The organism is Terrabacter aeriphilus (assembly GCF_039542985.1).
In the GTDB taxonomy this organism is placed as follows: domain Bacteria; phylum Actinomycetota; class Actinomycetes; order Actinomycetales; family Dermatophilaceae; genus Terrabacter; species Terrabacter aeriphilus.
Window position 1 is genome coordinate 204540 of sequence record NZ_BAABIW010000011.1, and the last position, 18486, is coordinate 223025.

Below are 18486 nucleotides of genomic sequence, written 5' to 3' on the forward strand. Positions count from 1 at the left end.
CCGGGCCGAGCGCGGGGCGGCCCACCAGGAGGTCCTCGCATGGTCCAGCTCAGCCTCGGCGTCATGGCCCGGTCCCTCAAGGAGAACGAGCACCGGCTGCCGCTGCACCCCAAGCACGTCGACCGCATCCCCGAGGAGCTGCGCGGGCGGGTCTTCCTCGAGACGGGCTACGGCGAGCGCCACGGCGTCTCCGACGACCAGCTCGAGCGCTACGTCGGCGGGTTCCTCAGCCGTGACGAGCTCGTCGCGCAGTGCGACGTCATCCTCGCGCCGAAGCCCCTGCTCAGCGACATCGAGGCCCTGCGGCTCGGCCAGGTGCTCTGGGGCTGGCCGCACTGCGTGCAGGACGCCGAGCTGACCCAGGTCGCCATCGACCGGCAGCTGACCCTCATCGCCTTCGAGGCGATGAACCACTGGAACAAGGACGGCTCGTTCAGCCTCCACGTCTTCCACAAGAACAACGAGCTCGCCGGCTACTGCTCGGTGCTCCACGCGCTCCAGATCGCCGGGGTGACCGGTGACTACGGCCCGCAGCGGCGTGCCGTCGTCATCGGTTTCGGGGCCACGGCCCGCGGGGCCGTCACCGCGCTCAACGCGCTCGGGATCGGCGACGTCGACGTGCTGACCCACCGGCAGAAGGCGGCCGTCGCCTCACCCATCCACTCGGCCCGGATCGTGCACTTCGACACCGACGACACGACCGCACGCGTCAGCCACGCCGTCACCGAGGACGGCCCGGTGGCCCTGGGGGAGTTCCTCGCCGGGCACGACATCGTCGTCAACTGCGTGCTCCAGGACACCGACGCCCCGATCACGTTCATGACCGAGGACGACCTCAAGCGGATGACGCCGGGCAGCATCGTCATCGACGTGTCGTGCGACGAGGGCATGGGCTTCAGCTGGGCCAGTCCGACGACCTTCACCGAGCCGACCTTCCTCGTCGGCGACCACGTGCTCTACTACGCCGTCGACCACAGCCCGTCCTACCTCTGGGACGCCGCCACGTGGGAGATCAGCGAGGCCCTGCTGCCGTTCCTGCCGACCGTCATGGCCGGTCCGGAGATCTGGGACTCCTCGCCGACGATCCGGCGCGCCATCGAGATCCGCGGCGGCGTCATCCAGAACCCGGCGATCCTCTCGTTCCAGGGCCGCTCGGCCGTGCACCCGCACGCGCCGATCGCCACCTGAGAACGCTTCCGCGCGCCCGGACGCGGTGGGTGCCTCCTGTCCGGTGCGCTCGACGCGGTGCGCTCGACGCGGTGCGCTCGACGCGGTGCGCTCGGTGCGCTCGGTTCCCGGGGCGGGCGGGCGTGCGGCCAGCCGGTCCCCGGCGGACTCCTCCTTGCCCGCCGGGAACCAGGCCGTGCTCCGGCACCAGGGTCTTTCGGGAGCGGCGCACCGTGTGCCCGGAGCCCCCTGTGCTCGCGCGCCGGTGAACCGGCGCGACACGTGGTGACCGGCGGCTGACGCCGCCGGAGTGCCCCCCTTGACCCTGCCCTGTTGTGCCGGTTCGACCGGCGAAGACAGGGTGACATCCGCAGGGGTGCGCGTGGCATCCCCCGTGGGTGGACGGAGCCGCTCCACCAGAGGGGGAGGCCGTGTGGCCCCCCTGGGGCCGCCGTGTCGGTAGCGTGGGCCCCTCGGAGCGGTTCGAGCCCGATGTGGTTCGGCGGTTCAGGGACGCAGGGAAGGGCGCACGTGGCGACGAGGGCGCAGGGGACCACGAGGCTGTCGGACGCGACGCTGCGGGCGCTGCGCCATGCCGACCAGACGATCCACGAGGCCGACCGGTCCGACGTGTTCACGGCCTACGACGCCTACCGCGCGGCCATCGGGGCGCTCGTGCCCCTCGACGACTTCTACGTCGGTCTCATCAACGAGGCCGACCGGCGGATCAGCTACCCCTACGTCTTCAGCAACGGCGCCTACCTCGAGGGCGGCACGCTGACGTTCGGTCCGTCCGGTGTCGTCGCCTGGGTGCTCGCGTCGCGCCGGCCGTACCGGTATGCCGACGACGGGGGCGCGCTGCTCAACCGTGGGTCGCGCTTCGGTGACGACGACCTCTCGGCGGACGCACACGTCGTGCCGATGGTCAGCAGCGACGGCACCCGCGTCGTGGGCGTCGTCGGGGCCCTCTCGGACACCCCCGGCGCCTTCACCGACGAGAGCGCAGCAGCCATGGAGTGGCTCGCAGCCCTCGTGGTGGACCGGGTCCACGCGAGCGACCCGTCGCGCAACCTCAACCTCGGCCTCGTCTACCCGGAGCTCGAGGGGGAGGGCAACCCGGGACTGCTGCTCGCCGTCAACACGGCCTGCCGTGAGCTGACGGCCGTCTCGCGCGAGCTCCAGGAGATCGCCACGGCCCTCGATGCCGGGGGTGACGCCGACACCGCACGCCGCCTCTCGGAGATCGGGATGCGCTGCTTCGAGATCCAGGCGAGCGTCATCACGCGCGTCGGCCCGGTCGCCGACGAGCCGCCGCCCGACCCGCTCGCGGCGCTCTCTCCCCGCGAGCGTGCCGTCGTGGAGCTCGTCACCGGTCCGCTCGGCGACCCCGGCAACGTCGGGATCGCCGAGACCCTCGGGATCGGTCCCGCGACGGTCAAGACGCACATGGCCTCGCTGCTCGACAAGCTGGGGCTCGAGCACCGCAGCGAGCTCCGCTGGGTCGTCGGCGACGGCGCCGCCGGTGGCGCCGGCAACGGCGGTGGCTACGGCAACGGCGGTGGCAACGGCAACGGCAGTGGCGCCGACGCGCAGGGTCGCGCTCCGCGACGCCCCGGCGGCCGGGCTCCCTCGTCCCGCGGTCGTCGTCCGGGGTCGTAGGCGTTCAGGCGGGCGCCGCGCGGTAGGTGCGGCGGTAGGCCAGTGGCGACATCCCGACGGCCACCGCGAGGTGCTGGCGCAGCGAGGACGCCGTGCCGAACCCCGCCTGGTCCGCGACCCGGTCGACCGGCAGGTCGGTCGTCTCGAGAAGGTGCCGCGCGCGGTCGACCCGGGCCCGCACGAGCCAGGCGCCGGCCGTCTCGCCGGTCTCCTCACGGAAGCGCCGGGTGAAGGTGCGCACGCTCATGCCGGCGTGGGCGGCGAGGTCGCCGAGGCCGATCGGCTGACCGAGGCGGTCGAGGGCCCAGGCCCGCGTCGGTGCCGTGCCCGTGGCGCCCCCGGAGCCGGAGCCCGCCGGCACCGGCCGCTCGATGAACTGGGCCTGCCCACCGGCCCGCCACGGCGCCACGACCGCCCCGCGCGCCACCCGGTTGGCCGCCTCGGTGCCGAGGTCCTGGCGCAGCACGTGGAGCAGCAGGTCGATGCCGGCCGCGTTGCCAGCGGAGGTGAGCACGTCGCCGTGGTCGACGTAGAGCACGTCCGGCGTGAGCGTGACGGCGGGGAAGTACCGGGCGAAGGCGTCGGCGTGCGCCCAGTGGGTGGTGGCCTCGCGTCCGTCGAGCTTGCCCAGGCCGGCGAGGACGAAGGCGCCGGTGCAGATCGAGAGCCACCGGGCGTCCGGTCGGGCGGTCGCAGCCAGCGCCCGCAGCTCGTCGGGCAGGCGGCCCTCGGACACGATCGGGCTGTTCGTGATGCCCGGCACGACGACGGTGTCGACGGTCGCGACGACCGATCGCGGGTGGGTGGGGAGCGCGGCGTAGCCCGCCGACGTCACGACCGGCCCGTCGTCGAGGGTGCACATCATCACCTCGTAGGGCGTCGGCCCGGTCGTGGGCCGGCCCGGAGCACCCGGTTCGAGGGCCCCGGCGCGCAGGAAGCGGTGCGGCAGGCCCAGCTCGAAGGCGACGACGCCGTCGAGCGCGAGGACCGCGACGCGGTGGGGTCGGTCGGTCGGCAGGCGCATGGCCAGATTCTTGCACATCGTGTCCTTCCGGCCACTCGCTCCGGGGCGCCCGGATGCCGGAGGGTGGGCGGGTGAGCCTCACCGACCGCCGTGCCGCCGACCTCCCCGACGACGCCGTGCCCACCCTTCCCGCCGTGCCCGCCGTGCCCGCCGTGCCCGCCGTGAACGTCGTGAACGTCGTGAACGACCCCGGTGCCCGCCCTGACGACGCGGCGCCCCGAGGGCTGCACCCCGCGTGGTGGGTGGCGGCCGTCACGTTCCTGACGATCATCGGGGCGGCCGGCTTCCGGTCCACGCCCGGCGTGCTCATGACGCCCCTGCACGAGGAGTTCGGCTGGCCGATGGGCGTCATCGGCCTCGCGGTCTCGGTCAACCTCGTGCTCTTCGGGCTCGCGGCGCCCTTCTCCGCCGCGCTGATGGAGCACCTGGGCGTCCAGCGGGTCGTCGCGGTGGCCCTGCTCCTCGTCGGGGTCGGCTCGCTCCTGCCCGTGTGGGTCACGCAGTCGTGGCAGCTCGTGCTGTGCTGGGGCATCGTCGTCGGCCTGGGCACGGGCGCCATGTCGATGGGCCTCGTCGCAACCGTGTCGGGCCGCTGGTTCGTCGCGCGGCGCGGGCTCGTCACCGGCATCCTCACGGCCGCCGGCGCGACGGGCCAGCTCATCTTCCTACCCGCGCTCGCCTGGCTCGCGGAGCACCACGGCTGGCGCGCGGCCGCGATCACGACGTCCGTGGTCGCCGTCGCCGTGGTGCCGCTCGTGCTGCTCCGGATGCACGACCACCCGAGCGTGCTCGGTCGCACCGCGTACGGGGCCCCGGACGGCACCCCGGTGGCCCGCCCGCCGCGGCCGTCGGCGCACCCCGTCCACGTCGCGCTCGGCACGCTGCGCGACGCCGCCCGCACCCGGGTGTTCTGGCTGCTCGCGGGCAGCTTCGCCGTCTGCGGCGCCTCGACGAACGGGCTCGTCGGCACCCACTTCATCCCGGCCGCCCACGACCACGGCATGCCGACGACGACGGCCGCCGGCCTGCTCGCGCTCGTCGGGATCTTCGACGTCGTCGGCACGATCTTCTCCGGCTGGCTCACCGACCGAGTCGACCCGCGCACCCTGCTCGCCGCGTACTACACGCTGCGCGGCGCATCCCTCTTCCTGCTCCCGTCACTCTTCGGCGACACGATGCACGTCAGCATGCTGGCGTTCATCCTCTTCTACGGCCTCGACTGGGTGGCCACGGTGCCCCCGACGATCGCCCTGTGCCGTAGCGCCTACGGCGACCGGGCCCCGATCGTCTTCGGTTGGGTCTTCGCCGCGCACCAGCTCGGTGCGGCCGTGGCGGCGGTCGGCGCCGGGCTCGTGCGCGACCAGCTCGGCACCTACGACCTCGCGTGGTACGTCGCGGGTGCCCTCTGCCTCGTCGCCGCGGCGCTGTGCGTGGCGATCACGACCGTTCGTCTGTCAGATGCGTCACCTCGGCGCACGGACTCTGGCGCGGAGGCGGCCCCGACGGCACAGTGAGGCCATGGGAGACGTCATCGACGACGGGACGGGCGCGGACACGGCCGCGACGACGGACACACCGACGGACACGGGCACGAGCGTGCGCGAGCGCCTGGACGGTGGTGAGGTGACGGCATACCGACGCATCCACGAGGCGAGCCTGCGCGACCCGGAAGGCTTCTGGCGCGAGGCCGCCCGCGGCATCGACTGGGTGACGCCGCCCACGCGCATCCTCGACGACACGCGACCGCCGTTCTACCGCTGGTATCCCGATGCCGAGCTCAACGTCTGCTTCAACGCGCTCGACCGGCACGTGGCGGCGGGGCGCGGCGAGCAGCCCGCCCTGCACTACGACTCGCCGGTCACCGGCGCGCAGGAGACGATCACGTATGCCGGCCTGCTCGCGCGCGTCGCGCGCTTCGCGGGTGCCCTCGCCGGGCTCGGGGTCGAGAAGGGCGACCGCGTCGTCATCTACATGCCGATGGTGCCGGAGGCGGTCGTCGCGATGCTCGCGTGCGCGCGGCTCGGGGCGGTGCACTCCGTGGTGTTCGGCGGATTCGCGCCGCAGGAGCTCGCGGCGCGCATCGAGGACGCGGCGCCCAAGGTCGTCGTGTCGGCCAGCTGCGGCGTCGAGCCGTCGCGCGTCGTGCCCTACAAGCCGATGCTCGACGAGGCGCTCCACCGCAGCACCCACAAGCCGGAGTCCGTCATCGTGCTCCAGCGCGAGCAGCTGCGGGCCGCGGTGGGGGAGCGCGACACCGACTGGGAGGAGATGACCTGGGACGAGGTCGACGCCGACGCCGAGCCGGCCGACTGCGTCACCGTCGCGGCGACCGACCCGCTCTACGTCCTCTACACCTCCGGCACGACCGGCCGGCCCAAGGGGATCTACCGCGACAGCGGCGGCTACGCGGTCGCGCTGCGCTGGTCGATGGCCAACATCTACGACGTGGCGCCCGGCGAGACGATGTTCACCGCGAGCGACGTGGGCTGGGTCGTCGGGCACTCCTACATCGTCTACGCCCCGCTGCTCACGGGTGCGACGACGGTGCTCTACGAGGGCAAGCCGGTCGGCACGCCCGACGCCGGCGCGTTCTGGCGGGTCATCGAGCAGTACGGCGCCGTGTGCCTCTTCACGGCGCCGACGGCCTTCCGGGCGATCAAGAAGGACGACTCGAGCGCGTCGAAGCTCGCGGGCCACGACCTCTCGCGCTTCAGGGCGCTGTTCCTCGCCGGAGAGCGCCTCGACCCCGACACGTATGCGTGGGCGTCCGGGGCGCTCGGCAAGCCGGTGATCGACAACTGGTGGCAGACCGAGACCGGGTGGCCGATCGCCGCGAACCCCAAGGGGATCGGGCTGCTGCCGATCAAGCCGGGGTCGCCGACCGTGCCGGTGCCGGGCTACGACGTGACGGTGCTCGACGGCGCCGGGGAGCCGGTCCCACCCGGGGTCGAGGGCGCGATCTGCATCAAGCTGCCGATGCCTCCGGGCACGCTGCCGACGCTGTGGGGCGACGACGAGCGCTACGTCAGCTCCTACCTCTCCGCCTTCCCTGGCTACTACCTGACCGGCGACGGCGGCCACCTCGACGAGGACGGCTACCTCTACGTCATGGGTCGCACCGACGACGTGCTCAACGTGGCCGGGCACCGGCTGTCGACCGGGTCGCTCGAGGAGGCGCTCGCCGGGCACGAGGCCGTCGCCGAGTGCGCCGTCATCGGGGTGCACGACGACCTCAAGGGGCAGGTGCCGCGGGCCCTCGTCGTGCTGAAGTCGGGGATCGACGCCGAGACCGAGGGCGAGCGGATCCGGTCGGAGCTCGTGGCGCGCGTGCGGGCCGAGGTCGGTCCGGTCGCGGCCCTGCACCGGGTCGACATCGTGGCGGGCCTGCCCAAGACCCGGTCGGGCAAGATCCTGCGCAAGACGATGCGCGAGATGGCCGACGGCAAGAGCCCGGTCGTGCCGGCCACGATCGAGGACGTCGCGGTGCTCGACACCCTGGCCCCCGTCCTCAGGTCGTCCGGACCCAGCTGAGCAACCCACGCCGACGGCTGCAACTGCGCCACGGCGTGGTTCCGGCCGCGGGTCGGGTCCGCCCACGGCTGCAACTGCGCCACGGCGCGGTTCCGGCCGCGGGTCGGGTCCTCCGACGGCTGCAACTGCGCCACGGCGTGGTTCCGGCCGCGGGTCGGGTCCTCCGGCGTCAGGGGAGCGGGGTCGGGGCGCCCGGGCCGCTCGGGGCGGGTGGTGCGCCCGGCAGCAGCAGGGGGGCCACCTCCTCGAGCGTGTCGACGAGGTGCACGGCCCGTTCCATCGGCCGACCCGCCGCCAGGGCACGGACCGCCGGCCACACGGGCACGCGATCGGTCCAGTGCCGCCGGCCGACGAGGACGAGCGGCGGCAGCACGGCGTCCTCGGCGGCGTAGAAGAGCGGGGTCACGGCCTGGAACACCTCCTGCACCGTGCCGGCCGCGCCCTCGAGCACCACGACGCCGGCGTTCGAGCGCGCGAGCAGCCCCTCCTCGCGGATCGCGTTCGAGAAGTACTTGGCGATGGCGTCGCAGAAGACGTTGGGCGGCTCGTGGCCGTAGAACCACGTCGGGATGCCGAGCGACCGGGCCGAGGGACCCAGCGTCTCGGTGGGTCCGGCCGGCTCGCCGCCGACGACGACGTCGGCACGCACCGACAGGGCGACCCTCGCCCAGGCAGTGACGTCCGGGCGGAACCCCGGGACGGCTGCGAGCCGCCGCAACGCGTCGTCCACGTCGTGCTGGCTCCGGCAGAGCGCGCCGAGGTTGGCCGCCTCCATGGCGCCCGGACCTCCACCGGTCGCGACGAGGTGACCGGCGTCAGCCAGGGTGTGGCCCAGGATCGCAGCCTCTGCATACGACGACGAGTCTCGTTGCAGCGCATGCCCGCCCATGATCCCCACGACCGAGCGGCCCTCGACGAACTCGTCCAGCTCGTCGGTCACGGAGTCGTCGTGGATAGCTCGGACGAGGGTGCAGTACGCGTCGCTGCGCAGTCGGGCGTCGATCATCCAGTGGTAGGCGCGGGCGTCGGGGGTGGCGGCGTACCCGTGCTCCAGACCGGCGTAGAGGTCACCGGGAAGGTAGAGCCCGCGCCACGGGTCGACCGGTGCGTCGGCGACGCCGGGGAAGACGATGGCGCCCCGCCGCAGCAGCAGCTCGCCGACGGCGAGCGGCACCGTGCCGCCCAGCACCACCAGTCCGGTGAGGTCGCGCCGTGCGGCGAGGCGCGCCTCGTAGCCGGTGAGGTCGAGGTCCTGCAGGCGCAGCCCGCGCACGGGCGCCCCCGAGTCGAGGTGGTCGTCCAGCTCGTCGAGGGTCTCGATCTCCATGCGCCCATCCTGCCCGCCCGCCCGTGCGCCCGCCCCTCGCGCATGCCGTCCGCGCCGGGTGTGCCGACGGGCGGACCCGCCGGCGAGCGCTCGGACGGCGCTGCGAGGATCGGGGCCATGGTCGGAGTGCTCGAGGGTTTCGCGACGATCGCGATCATCGTCGCGGTCGGCTGGCTGCTCGCCGACCGCCGCGTGCTCGACGAGTCCGCCCAGGTCAACCTCTCCCGTCTCGCCTTCCACGTCGCGTCCCCGGCGCTGCTGCTCACCGTCATGCAGCGGACCTCCCTCGACGCCGTGCTCTCGGCGAACCTCGTCACCTCGCTCATCAGCTTCGCCACGGTCGTCGGTGTCTACCTCGTCGTGGCCCGAATCCGTTGGGCCGGAGGCTCGCTCGGGTCGCGGCTCATCGGTGGCCTGTCGGCCGCCTACGTCAACGCGGGCAACCTCGGCATCCCCATCGCCCTCTACGTGCTCGGCGACGTGGCCTGGGTGGCGCCGACGCTGCTCATGCAGCTGCTCATCATCACCCCGATCGCCATGGCGCTCTTCGACAGCGACGCGCGGGGAGAGCGGCCGACGCTCGGCCGCAGCCTCCGGCGGATGCTGGGCAACCCGATCACCCTCGGGGCCGTCGCCGGCCTGCTCATCGCCGTCCTCGACGTGCACCTGCCGCGCGTCGTCGCCGCCCCCATCGACCTGCTCGGGGCGATGGCGGTGCCCTCGATGCTCATCGCCTTCGGCATCTCCCTGCGCCGCGGTCCGCGCCCGGCCGCGGGGCACACGGCCGGCCACGTCTGGACCCTCGTCGCGCTCAAGGTGGCGCTCATGCCGGTCGTCGCGCTCGGCGTGGGCCTGGCCCTGGGGCTGCGGGGTCAGGCGCTCTTCGCCGTCGTCGTGACGGCCGCGCTGCCGACGGCGCAGAACATCTTCACGTATGCCGTCCGCTACCGGCGCGAGGTCAACCTCGCGCGTGACGCCATCTTCGTCAGCACCTTCGTGTCGGTGCCGGTCATCGTCGGCATCGCGGCGCTCTTCCACGCCTTCGCCGGGGTCTGACGGGCAGACCCCGGCCGCTCCACGTCGGGGTGGGCCGGCGGCCGAGGGTGGGCCGGCGATCGAGGGCGGCCGGCGACCGCCGGGGCCGCGCGGTCGCGTGCGGCTCAGCCCCAGTTGGCCGCCTGGGTCAGGCAGAAGGGGTGGCCGCTCGGGTCGAGCAGCACCCGCCACGTCTCGCCCGGCTGCGCGTCCGGCAGCGTCGCCCCGGCGGACACGCACTCCGCGGCCGCTGCGTCGAGGTCGTCGACGGCCAGGTCGAAGTGGAACTGCTTGCTGCCGTGTGCGTTCGGCCATCCCGGAGGCTCGTGGTCCTCGACGAGCCCCAACCCGAGGGCGACCCCACCGGGTCCGGCCAGCATCGCGTACTCGTCCTGCACGTGCGCGACGTCCCAGCCGAGCACGGCCGACCAGAACGCGGCGTCGCGGCGGGCGTCCGAGCTGTCGAGCGTGATCATCCTGAGGGAGGCGACGGCCATGTCGGAGCCTTTCGTCGGAGGCGGTTGCTGCCTCCGAGTGTGCCGCGTCGCCGCGCCCGGTGTCTTGGACGAAACCGACACGACCCCCGGGCGATCCGGGCCGGCCCGGCAAGTCCGGATCCCGTCGTGGGGCGGGGTGCCGCGACGACGGGATCCGGACCCGGCTGCCGAGATGCGACCGCGGGTTCCGTCAGAAGCCGCCGCCGAAGTCCCCGCCGCCGAAGTCGCCACCACCGAAGTCGCCGCCACCGAAGTCGCCACCGAAGCCGCCACCGAAGTCGCTGCCGAGATCGCCCCCGGCCAGGTCGCTGCCCCCGGCGTCGCCACCTGCATCGCCGCCGGCGTCACCACCGGCATCACCCGAGTCACCCGAGTCAGCGCCCGCGTCCCCGGCCTCCTGCGCCTCGGGGGAGGAGTCGTAGCCGCCGAGCATCATGTCGGCCAGGGCGGAGCCGACGACGACACCGGCGATGGTGCCGAGCATCGAGCCCCCGATCAGGCCGCCCATGCCCATGCCGCCCCGGCCACCCATGCCCCCCATGCCGCCGCGTCCGCCACCGAAGGCACCCTGCAGGTATCCGGGTCGGCCCATCTCGGCGCGGGTCGCGCTGCGGGCGAGGTCGGCGGGCTGGTCGCTGACCGGCCGCTCGGCCTCGGGCAGGTCCTCGTTGAGGCGCTGCAGCACCATCTGGCGCTGCTCGGGCGACAGCTTCGCGAAGGCCTCGGTGTGCACGCGCTCGATGTCCTCCGGCGGCGCCGTGCGCAGCAGGTACCTGTACCGGGCGATGGCCCGCTCGTCGTCGCTCGAGGCGCCGCCCCGGGGCGCGGGCACGGCGTACGGCGCACCGGCCGGTGCCGGTGCCTGCGGCGGGCGCTGGGCCTGCTGCTGGGCCTGCTGCTGGAGCGGCTCGCGGCCGAGGAGCTTGTCGAGGAATCCCATGTCTTCTCCTATGCGTCGGCGGTGCGTCGGCGTCGCACTCGCCCGATACCTACCCCAACGAACGACGCGCCCCAGCGTTCCGGTGCGGAGGGGACGCCGAGCTGGAACGCACGAGGCCACCCGGAACGCACGAAGCCACCCGCGAACGGGTGGCTTCGTGCGGTCGTGCCGGCCGGCATACGGCCGCGGGGGCCAGCGCGCCGGCCCGTGTCGGCACGGCTCAGAGGTGGTTCTCGGCCTCCGTCAGGACGGAGCGCAGGCGCGACTCGATGTCGTCGAACTGCTCCGGGCCCATGATGAGCGGCGGTGCGAGCTGGATGACGGGGTCGCCGCGGTCGTCGGCGCGGCAGTAGAGGCCGGCGTCGAAGAGCGCCTTGGAGAGGAAGCCACGCAGCAGGCGCTCGGACTCGGCGTCGTTGAACGTCTCGCGGGTGGCCTTGTCCTTGACGAGCTCGATGCCGTAGAAGTAGCCGGCGCCGCGGACGTCACCGACGAGCGGCAGGTCGAGCAGCTTCTCGAGGGTCGCCTTGAAGACCGGGGCGTTCTGCTTGACGCGGTCGTTGAGGCCCTCGCGCTCGAAGATGTCGAGGTTGGCCATGGCGACGGCGGCCGAGACCGGGTGTCCACCGAAGGTGTAGCCGTGCGGGAAGTACGTCGTGCCGTTCTTGAACGGCTCGAAGAGGCGGTCGCTCGCGATCATCGCGCCGATGGGGGAGTAGCCGCTCGTCATGCCCTTGGCGCACGTGATGATGTCGGGCACGTAGCCGAAGTCGTCGCAGGCGAACATCGAGCCGATGCGGCCGAAGGAGCAGATGACCTCGTCGGAGACGAGGAGCACGTCGTACTCGTCGCAGATCTCGCGGACCCGCTCGAAGTAGCCGGCGGGCGGCGGGAAGCAGCCACCGGAGTTCTGCACGGGCTCGAGGAAGACGGCGGCCACGGTGTCCGGGCCCTCGAACTCGATCGCCTCGGCGATGCGGTCGGCGGCCCAGCGGCCGAAGGCCTTCTCGTCGTCGCGCAGGTGCTCGGGGGCGCGGTACATGTTGGTGTTGGGCACCTTGTGCGCGCCCGGCACGAGCGGCTCGAACATCTCCTTGGCCGCCGGGATGCCGGTGATCGACAGGGCGCCCTGCGGCGTGCCGTGGTAGGCGACGGCGCGGGAGATGACCTTGTGCTTCGTCGGCTTGCCGGTCAGCTTGAAGTACTGCTTGGCGAGCTTCCACGCGGTCTCGACGGCCTCGCCGCCGCCGGTCGTGAAGAAGACGCGGTTGAGGTCGCCCGGGGCGTGGCTCGCGAGGCGCTCGGCGAGCTCGATGGCCTTGGGGTGCGCGTAGCTCCACAGCGGGAAGAAGGCGAGCTCCTTGGCCTGCTTGGCGGCCGCCTCGGCGAGCTCCTCACGGCCGTGTCCGGCCTGGACGACGAAGAGACCGGCGAGGCCGTCGATGTACTCGTTGCCGCGGTCGTCCCAGATCTTCCAGCCCTGGCCCTTGGTGATGATGGGGACCGTGTGGCCGAGGCCGCCCTCGCTGCGGTCCTCGAACACCGAGTGCCGGGTGAAGTGCATCCAGAGGTGGTCGCGGGCGGCCTCCGAGTGGAGCGTGCCGGCGGGCGTGCGGTGGTCCGAGGTGGGTTCCCAGACCTCGTTCGGGTTGATGCTCATCGTGTACCCCAGTTGTAGAGCTGTTTGTTGAGTTTCAGGTAGACGAACGTCTCGGTCGCCGTGACCCCGGGCAGCGCCCGGATGCGGGTCGTGAGCAGCTCGAGGAGGTGGTTGTCGTCCTCGCAGACGACCTCGGCGAGCACGTCGAAGCTGCCCGCCGTCGTGACGACGTAGCCGACCTCGTCGATGGCCGAGAGGGCGTCGGTGACCGGCGTGATGTCGCCGGACACACGGAGCCCGACCATCGCCTGGCGCTGGAACCCGACCTGGAGCGGGTCCGTCACGGCGACGATCTGCATGACGTCGGCGTCGAGGAGGCGTTGCACGCGCTGGCGCACCGCCGCCTCGGACAGCCCGACCTGTTGCGCGATCGACGCGTAGGACTTGCGTCCGTCGTGCTGGAGCAGCTCGATGATCGTCTTGCTCACCGCGTCGAGGTTGACGGCAGGCTTCCGGGGGTGGTTGCCTCCAGATGCGGCCACACCTCGGATCGTCGTCATGCGCCGATACTGTCCTGTGGAACGCGCGGTTGGCAAGTGTCCGCGCGACTGATTCCGAAGTTTTTTCTCGCCAAGTCTTCCTGATTGCGAAGGCCAGCGTCTAGCATTCCCGCATGAGTTCCCAGCCCCGCCAGCTCCGCAACTTCATCGGTGGCCAGTACGTCGACCACGACGGCGACAGCACGACCGACATCGTCGACCCGTCCACGGCCGGCGTCGTCGCGCAGGCCCCGGTCAGCACGCAGGCCGACGTCGACCGGGCGTATGCCGCGGCCGCGACGGCGTTCGAGACGTGGGGCGACACGACGCCCGGGGAGCGGCAGGCCGCCCTGCTGAAGTTCGCCGACGCCATCGAGGCACGGGCCGAGGACTTCGTCCGCCTCGAGGCCGAGAACACCGGCAAGCCGCACGCCCTGACGCGCAGCGAGGAGGTCCCTCCGATGCTCGACCAGCTGCGCTTCTTCGCCGGCGCGGCCCGGGTGCTCGAGGGCAAGTCGGCGGGCGAGTACATGAAGGGCCACACCTCGTTCGTGCGGCGTGAGCCGATCGGCGTCGTCGGCCAGGTCACGCCGTGGAACTACCCGATGATGATGGCGATGTGGAAGATCGCCCCGGCGCTCGCCGCGGGCAACACCGTCGTGCTCAAGCCGTCCGACACCACGCCCGAGACGACCCTCCTGCTCGCCGAGCTCGCGTCGGAGTTCCTGCCCGAGGGCACCTTCAACGTCATCACCGGTGACCGCGAGACCGGCCGGATGGTCGTCGAGCACCGCACGCCCGCCCTCGTGGCCATCACCGGCTCGGTGCGCGCCGGCATGCAGGTCGCGGAGAGCGCCTCGCGCGACCTCAAGCGCGTGCACCTCGAGCTCGGTGGCAAGGCGCCGGTCATCGTCTTCGACGACGCCGACATCGAGGCGGCCGTCGAGGGGATCGCCATCGGCGGCTACTTCAACGCCGGCCAGGACTGCACCGCGGCCACCCGCGTGCTGGCCGGGCCGCGCATCCACGACGACTTCGTCGCCGCCCTCGCCGAGTACGCGAAGAGCTCGGCCAAGGTCGGTCGCCCGGACGACGAGGACGCCCTCTTCGGCCCGGTCAACAACCCCAACCAGGTGGCCCACGTCGGCGGCATGATCGACCGGCTGCCCGACCACGCGCGGATCGCCGCCGGTGGTCGCCGCGCCGAGGGCCTGGGCGACGGCTACTTCTTCGAGCCGACGGTGCTCGCCGGCCTGCGCCAGGACGACGAGCAGATCCAGAACGAGATCTTCGGACCGGTCATCACCGTGCAGCAGTTCGGCGACGAGGGCGAGGCGCTCGCGTGGGCGAACGGCGTGCAGTACGGCCTCGCCTCCAGCGTGTGGACCCGCGACTTCGGCAAGGCGATGCGGATGAGCAAGAAGCTCGACTTCGGCTGCGTCTGGATCAACACCCACATCCCGGTCGTCGCCGAGATGCCGCACGGCGGCTTCAAGCACAGCGGCTACGGCAAGGACCTCTCGATGTACGGCCTCGAGGACTACACGCGCGTCAAGCACGTCATGGCCAACATCGAGTCGTGACCCAGCTGACCCACAGCTGACCCACTCCTGACCCGATCCTGTTCGACCACCACACCAGCAGAACGGAACCCGCGCCTCGGGCGCCACCGAAGCACCAGGGGAAGTCTTGACGGACACCGTCGTCCGGACTCCCGGTCCACCCGGACCGGGGGCGTCCACCCGCACGTGAAGGAGAAGGCGTGAGAAAGCGTCGCCCCCCATCGGACCCCGGCGTCCGAGCGCTGGCCTCCATGGCCGCATCGTCAGGCTTCTCCCGTCGGGCGCTGCTCGGCGGCGGGGCCGCCGGCCTCGCCGCCCTCGGCCTGTCGGGGTGCGCACCGCCGCTGCCGCCCGCCGCGGGCAAGTCCGCGGTCAAGCTGCCCACCGACGTCAGCGACACCGAGAAGGTCGTCCGGTGGGCCAACTGGACCGCCTACCTCGACCAGGACGAGAATGCGACGAAGTACCCGACGCTCGAGGCGTTCACCAAGCGCACCGGCATCAAGGCGAGCTACTACGTCGACATCGAGGACAACGACTCGTACTTCAACAAGATCGCGCCCCAGCTGAGGGCCAAGCAAGACATCGACCGCGACGTCTTCGTCTTCACCGACTGGATGGCGAACCGCATCATCCCGGACGAGCTCGTGCAGCCGCTCGACCTCATCCGGATGCCGCACGCGCCGAACCTGCTCGAGTCGCTCAAGGACGTCTCCTTCGACCCCGGACGGCAGTACTCCCTGACGTGGCAGTCGGGCTTCGCCGGCATCGGCTACAACCGCGAGAAGGTGGGTCGCGAGCTCAAGTCCCTCGACGACCTCTGGGCCGACGACCTCAAGGGTCGCGTCGTCGTGCTGAGCGAGTTCCGCGACACCGCGGGCCTGATCATGCAGCAGCAGGGCGTCGACCTGACGAGCAACTTCGACAAGGCCGCGATCGAGAAGGCCTTCGCCGAGGTCGACAAGCGCGTCTCCGACGGGTTCATCCGCAGGATCAAGGGAAACAGCTACCTCGAGGACCTGAAGAGCGGCAACGCCGTCGCCGGTATCGTCTGGAGCGGCGACCTCTTCGTCCTCCGCGCCGAGACGGGCAACGACAACTGGCAGTTCGTCATCCCGGAGTCCGGCGGCACGCTGTGGTCGGACAACATGATGATCCCCATCACCTCGACCCACCGGCGCAACGCGATGGCGCTCATGGACTACTACTACGAGCCCGCGGTCGCCGCGCAGGTCGCTGCCTACGTCAACTACGTCTGCCCGGTCCAGGGCGCCAAGGACGAGATGGAGAAGATCGACCCGGAGCTGGCCGCGAGCCCGTTCATCTTCCCGTCCGAGGACTACATCGAGAAGAACAACGTCCAGAGCTTCCGTGCGCTGTCGGCGCAGGAGGACGCGGACTACAGCGCCCTCTGGGCGAAGGTGGTGGGGAACTGATGGCCCGCAAGTCGAGCGGCTTCCGCCAGGCGTCCGGAGACCTCCGGATCGACCACGTCACCAAGGAGTTCGCCGCGTTCACCGCAGTCGACGACCTCGTCCTCGACGTGCCACGTGGCTCGTTCTTCGCCCTGCTCGGCCCCTCGGGCTGCGGCAAGACGACGACCCTGCGGATGGTCGCCGGGCTCGAGCAGCCGACGAGCGGCCGCGTGCTCATCGGTGACACCGACCTCACCGGCTCGCGTCCCTACGAGCGGCCCGTCAACACCGTCTTCCAGAGCTACGCGCTCTTCCCGCACCTCAGCATCGGCGACAACGTCGCCTTCGGCCCGAAGCGTCGCGGTGAGCCAGACGCCGCGGGCAAGGCCGCGGAGGCCCTCGAGCTCGTGCAGATGACCCACCTCGCCGGACGCAAGCCGGCGCAGCTCTCGGGCGGCCAGCAGCAGCGCGTGGCGCTCGCCCGGGCGCTCGTCAACCGGCCCGAGGTTCTGCTGCTCGACGAACCGCTCGGTGCGCTCGACCTCAAGCTGCGCCGCGAGATGCAGGTCGAGCTGAAGCGCATCCAGACCGAGGTGGGCCTCACCTTCATCCACGTGACGCACGACCAGGAGGAGGCCATGACGATGGCCGACACCGTGGCCGTCATGAACGCCGGTCGGATCGAGCAGATGGGCGCCCCGGAGGCGCTCTACGACCTGCCACGCACGGCGTTCGTCGCGAACTTCCTCGGCCAGTCGAACCTCGGCCACGGCCGCATCGTCGACCGCGACGGCGACCACCTCGTCGCCGAGGTGGCCGGCACGCGCGTCCGGGTCCCCACCAAGCGCTCCTCGGCCCAGGGCGACGAGATCACCTTCGGCGTGCGCCCCGAGAAGGTGCGCCTGCACGAGAGCCGCCCCGAGGGGGCCGGCAACGACGTCCGCGGCACGGTCACCGACGTCAGCTTCACGGGCGTCGCCACGCAGTACCTCGTCACCGTGCCGAGCGGCGCCACATGGGTGGTCTACGAGCAGAACCTCGACGTCGAGCCCAACACGGTGCGCGCGGGCGACGAGGTGTGGCTCGGCTGGGAGACCGGGCACGCGTTCGCCGTCTCCCGGGGCGACACCCCGGCCGACCCACAGCCCGACCCGCAGCCCGCGAACGGGTCTGCCGGCACCTCCGGGCGGGACGGGGGAGTCGGCAGCACGGACGCGCCCGAGGTGGTGCCCTCGTGAGCGTCGCGCACGGCCTCGCGGCCCCTCCGGGCCCGGCCGGCGCCCCGGACGTCGACCCGGCCGCCACGCACCGGGGTCGGCGCTGGGTGCCCTACCTGCTCCTGGTACCCGGCATGGTGTGGCTCGGGGTCTTCTTCGTCTGGCCGCTCGTGCAGCTCGCGGCGGTGTCGCTGCAGTCGCAGTTCCCGGGCTACCCCGGCTACTACTACCGCGACGTCAACGTCGGCAACTACGCGGCCGCGATCACCGAGTTCGCCGGCCACTTCGGCCGGTCGCTGCTCTTCGCCGGCCTCGCGACGCTCTTCGCCTTCCTGCTGGCCTACCCGCTCGCCTACGCCATGGCGTTCAAGGCGGGCCGCTGGCGCAACGTCATGATGATCTGCGTCATCGCGCCGTTCTTCACCTCGTTCATCCTGCGCACCATCGCCTGGCGCCAGATCCTCGCCGACGAGGGCCCGGTGGCCTCGACGCTCAACGCGCTGCACCTGCTGCCCGGCGGGCACATCACCGAGACCTGGGTGGCCGTCGTCGCGGGTCTGACGTACAACTTCCTGCCCTTCATGGTGCTGCCGATCTACGCCTCCCTCGAGCGCGCAGACCCGAAGGTCATCGAGGCGGGCGGTGACCTCTACGCCAACGGCCTCACGACGTTCCGCACCGTCACGCTGCCGATGAGCATGCCGGGTGTCATCGCCGGCACCCTGCTGACCTTCATCCCCGCGGCCGGTGACTACGTCAACGCCGAGCTGCTCGGCTCCGACCGCAGCACGAAGATGGTCGGCAACGTCATCGAGAGCCAGTTCTTCCGGGTTCCCGGCGGCTACCCGACGGCGGCCGCGCTCTCGTTCACCCTGATGGCCATGATCCTCGCGCTGGTGTTCCTCTACATCCGGCGCTTCGGGACGGAGGAGCTGCTGTGACCGCTGCCCGGCGCTGGGTCGCCGACCACTTC

The 18486-nt window shown here is 72.0% G+C and carries 15 protein-coding genes; 9 read left to right on the forward strand and 6 right to left on the reverse strand.

Annotated features, from left to right (window positions below; genetic code table 11):
- Positions 1–39 precede the first annotated feature (39 nt).
- Both ABD979_RS08865 and ABD979_RS08870 read left to right on the forward strand, forming a co-directional pair.
- Positions 40–1188: a N(5)-(carboxyethyl)ornithine synthase gene (locus tag ABD979_RS08865; RefSeq protein ID WP_345507100.1), complete on the forward strand. Its 1149-nt coding sequence runs from the start codon at positions 40–42 to the stop codon at positions 1186–1188.
- A 510-nt stretch (positions 1189–1698) separates the two neighbouring features.
- Complete coding sequence (locus ABD979_RS08870) at positions 1699–2826, forward strand: LuxR C-terminal-related transcriptional regulator (protein ID WP_345507101.1); 1128 nt, start codon at positions 1699–1701, stop codon at positions 2824–2826.
- Between the two features lie 4 nt (positions 2827–2830).
- Here the strand turns inward: ABD979_RS08870 and ABD979_RS08875 are convergent, their stop codons facing one another.
- Complete coding sequence (locus tag ABD979_RS08875; RefSeq protein ID WP_345507102.1) at positions 2831–3850, reverse strand: GlxA family transcriptional regulator; 1020 nt, start codon at positions 3848–3850, stop codon at positions 2831–2833.
- Positions 3851–3921: 71 nt separating this feature from the next.
- Between ABD979_RS08875 and ABD979_RS08880 the strand changes: the two genes are divergently transcribed.
- Both ABD979_RS08880 and ABD979_RS08885 read left to right on the forward strand, forming a co-directional pair.
- Entirely contained in the window at positions 3922–5364 is a 1443-nt protein-coding gene (locus tag ABD979_RS08880; protein WP_345507103.1) for an MFS transporter, read from the forward strand.
- Positions 5365–5368: 4 nt separating this feature from the next.
- Positions 5369–7381 carry a propionyl-CoA synthetase gene (locus tag ABD979_RS08885; protein ID WP_345507104.1) on the forward strand — a complete coding sequence of 671 codons (2013 nt, stop codon included), beginning with the start codon at positions 5369–5371 and terminating at the stop codon, positions 7379–7381.
- A gap of 169 nt (positions 7382–7550) precedes the next feature.
- Here the strand turns inward: ABD979_RS08885 and ABD979_RS08890 are convergent, their stop codons facing one another.
- Positions 7551–8708 carry an LOG family protein gene (locus tag ABD979_RS08890; protein ID WP_345507105.1) on the reverse strand — a complete coding sequence of 386 codons (1158 nt, stop codon included), beginning with the start codon at positions 8706–8708 and terminating at the stop codon, positions 7551–7553.
- 117 nt (positions 8709–8825) lie between these two features.
- On the opposite strand from ABD979_RS08890, the gene ABD979_RS08895 reads away from it, so the two are divergent.
- Positions 8826–9764, forward strand: coding sequence for an AEC family transporter (locus tag ABD979_RS08895; protein WP_345507106.1), 939 nt, complete (start codon positions 8826–8828; stop codon positions 9762–9764).
- Positions 9765–9868: 104 nt separating this feature from the next.
- Here ABD979_RS08895 and ABD979_RS08900 read toward each other — a convergent pair whose 3' ends face one another.
- From ABD979_RS08900 to ABD979_RS08915, 4 genes are all read right to left on the reverse strand, one after another.
- Entirely contained in the window at positions 9869–10240 is a 372-nt protein-coding gene (locus ABD979_RS08900; protein WP_345507107.1) for a VOC family protein, read from the reverse strand.
- A 190-nt stretch (positions 10241–10430) separates the two neighbouring features.
- The gene (locus ABD979_RS08905) at positions 10431–11180 is read right to left on the reverse strand and encodes a hypothetical protein (protein ID WP_345507108.1); all 750 of its coding nucleotides are present in this window, start codon (positions 11178–11180) and stop codon (positions 10431–10433) included.
- Positions 11181–11400: 220 nt separating this feature from the next.
- Positions 11401–12840: an aspartate aminotransferase family protein gene (locus ABD979_RS08910; protein ID WP_345507109.1), complete on the reverse strand. Its 1440-nt coding sequence runs from the start codon at positions 12838–12840 to the stop codon at positions 11401–11403.
- Complete coding sequence (locus ABD979_RS08915) at positions 12837–13340, reverse strand: Lrp/AsnC family transcriptional regulator (protein WP_345507110.1); 504 nt, start codon at positions 13338–13340, stop codon at positions 12837–12839. Before ABD979_RS08915 ends, ABD979_RS08910 begins: the two co-directional genes overlap by 4 nt.
- A gap of 113 nt (positions 13341–13453) precedes the next feature.
- On the opposite strand from ABD979_RS08915, the gene ABD979_RS08920 reads away from it, so the two are divergent.
- The 4 genes from ABD979_RS08920 to ABD979_RS08935 all read left to right on the forward strand — a co-directional run bounded on the left by ABD979_RS08920 (position 13454) and on the right by ABD979_RS08935 (position 18454).
- Positions 13454–14902 (forward strand): gamma-aminobutyraldehyde dehydrogenase, encoded by a 1449-nt coding sequence (locus ABD979_RS08920; protein ID WP_345507111.1) that lies wholly within the window; start codon positions 13454–13456, stop codon positions 14900–14902.
- A 230-nt stretch (positions 14903–15132) separates the two neighbouring features.
- Positions 15133–16317, forward strand: coding sequence for an ABC transporter substrate-binding protein (locus ABD979_RS08925; RefSeq protein WP_345507112.1), 1185 nt, complete (start codon positions 15133–15135; stop codon positions 16315–16317).
- Positions 16317–17534: an ABC transporter ATP-binding protein gene (locus ABD979_RS08930; RefSeq protein WP_345507113.1), complete on the forward strand. Its 1218-nt coding sequence runs from the start codon at positions 16317–16319 to the stop codon at positions 17532–17534. Before ABD979_RS08925 ends, ABD979_RS08930 begins: the two co-directional genes overlap by 1 nt.
- Positions 17531–18454 (forward strand): ABC transporter permease, encoded by a 924-nt coding sequence (locus ABD979_RS08935; RefSeq protein WP_345507114.1) that lies wholly within the window; start codon positions 17531–17533, stop codon positions 18452–18454. The genes ABD979_RS08930 and ABD979_RS08935 overlap by 4 nt, the downstream gene beginning before the upstream one ends.
- Positions 18455–18486 lie beyond the last annotated feature (32 nt).

Bases quoted from the DNA above. Each gene is read 5' to 3' on its own strand.
- ABD979_RS08890 (WP_345507105.1), bottom strand. From the start codon at position 8,708: ATGGAGATCGAGACCCTCGACGAGCTGGACGACCACCTCGACTCGGGG.
- ABD979_RS08915 (WP_345507110.1), bottom strand. From the start codon at position 13,340: ATGACGACGATCCGAGGTGTGGCCGCATCTGGAGGCAACCACCCCCGG.
- ABD979_RS08910 (WP_345507109.1), bottom strand. From the start codon at position 12,840: ATGAGCATCAACCCGAACGAGGTCTGGGAACCCACCTCGGACCACCGC.
- ABD979_RS08865 (WP_345507100.1), top strand. From the start codon at position 40: ATGGTCCAGCTCAGCCTCGGCGTCATGGCCCGGTCCCTCAAGGAGAAC.
- ABD979_RS08875 (WP_345507102.1), bottom strand. From the start codon at position 3,850: ATGCGCCTGCCGACCGACCGACCCCACCGCGTCGCGGTCCTCGCGCTC.
- ABD979_RS08885 (WP_345507104.1), top strand. From the start codon at position 5,369: ATGGGAGACGTCATCGACGACGGGACGGGCGCGGACACGGCCGCGACG.
- ABD979_RS08925 (WP_345507112.1), top strand. From the start codon at position 15,133: ATGGCCGCATCGTCAGGCTTCTCCCGTCGGGCGCTGCTCGGCGGCGGG.
- ABD979_RS08930 (WP_345507113.1), top strand. From the start codon at position 16,317: ATGGCCCGCAAGTCGAGCGGCTTCCGCCAGGCGTCCGGAGACCTCCGG.
- ABD979_RS08895 (WP_345507106.1), top strand. From the start codon at position 8,826: ATGGTCGGAGTGCTCGAGGGTTTCGCGACGATCGCGATCATCGTCGCG.
- ABD979_RS08900 (WP_345507107.1), bottom strand. From the start codon at position 10,240: ATGGCCGTCGCCTCCCTCAGGATGATCACGCTCGACAGCTCGGACGCC.
- ABD979_RS08905 (WP_345507108.1), bottom strand. From the start codon at position 11,180: ATGGGATTCCTCGACAAGCTCCTCGGCCGCGAGCCGCTCCAGCAGCAG.
- ABD979_RS08920 (WP_345507111.1), top strand. From the start codon at position 13,454: ATGAGTTCCCAGCCCCGCCAGCTCCGCAACTTCATCGGTGGCCAGTAC.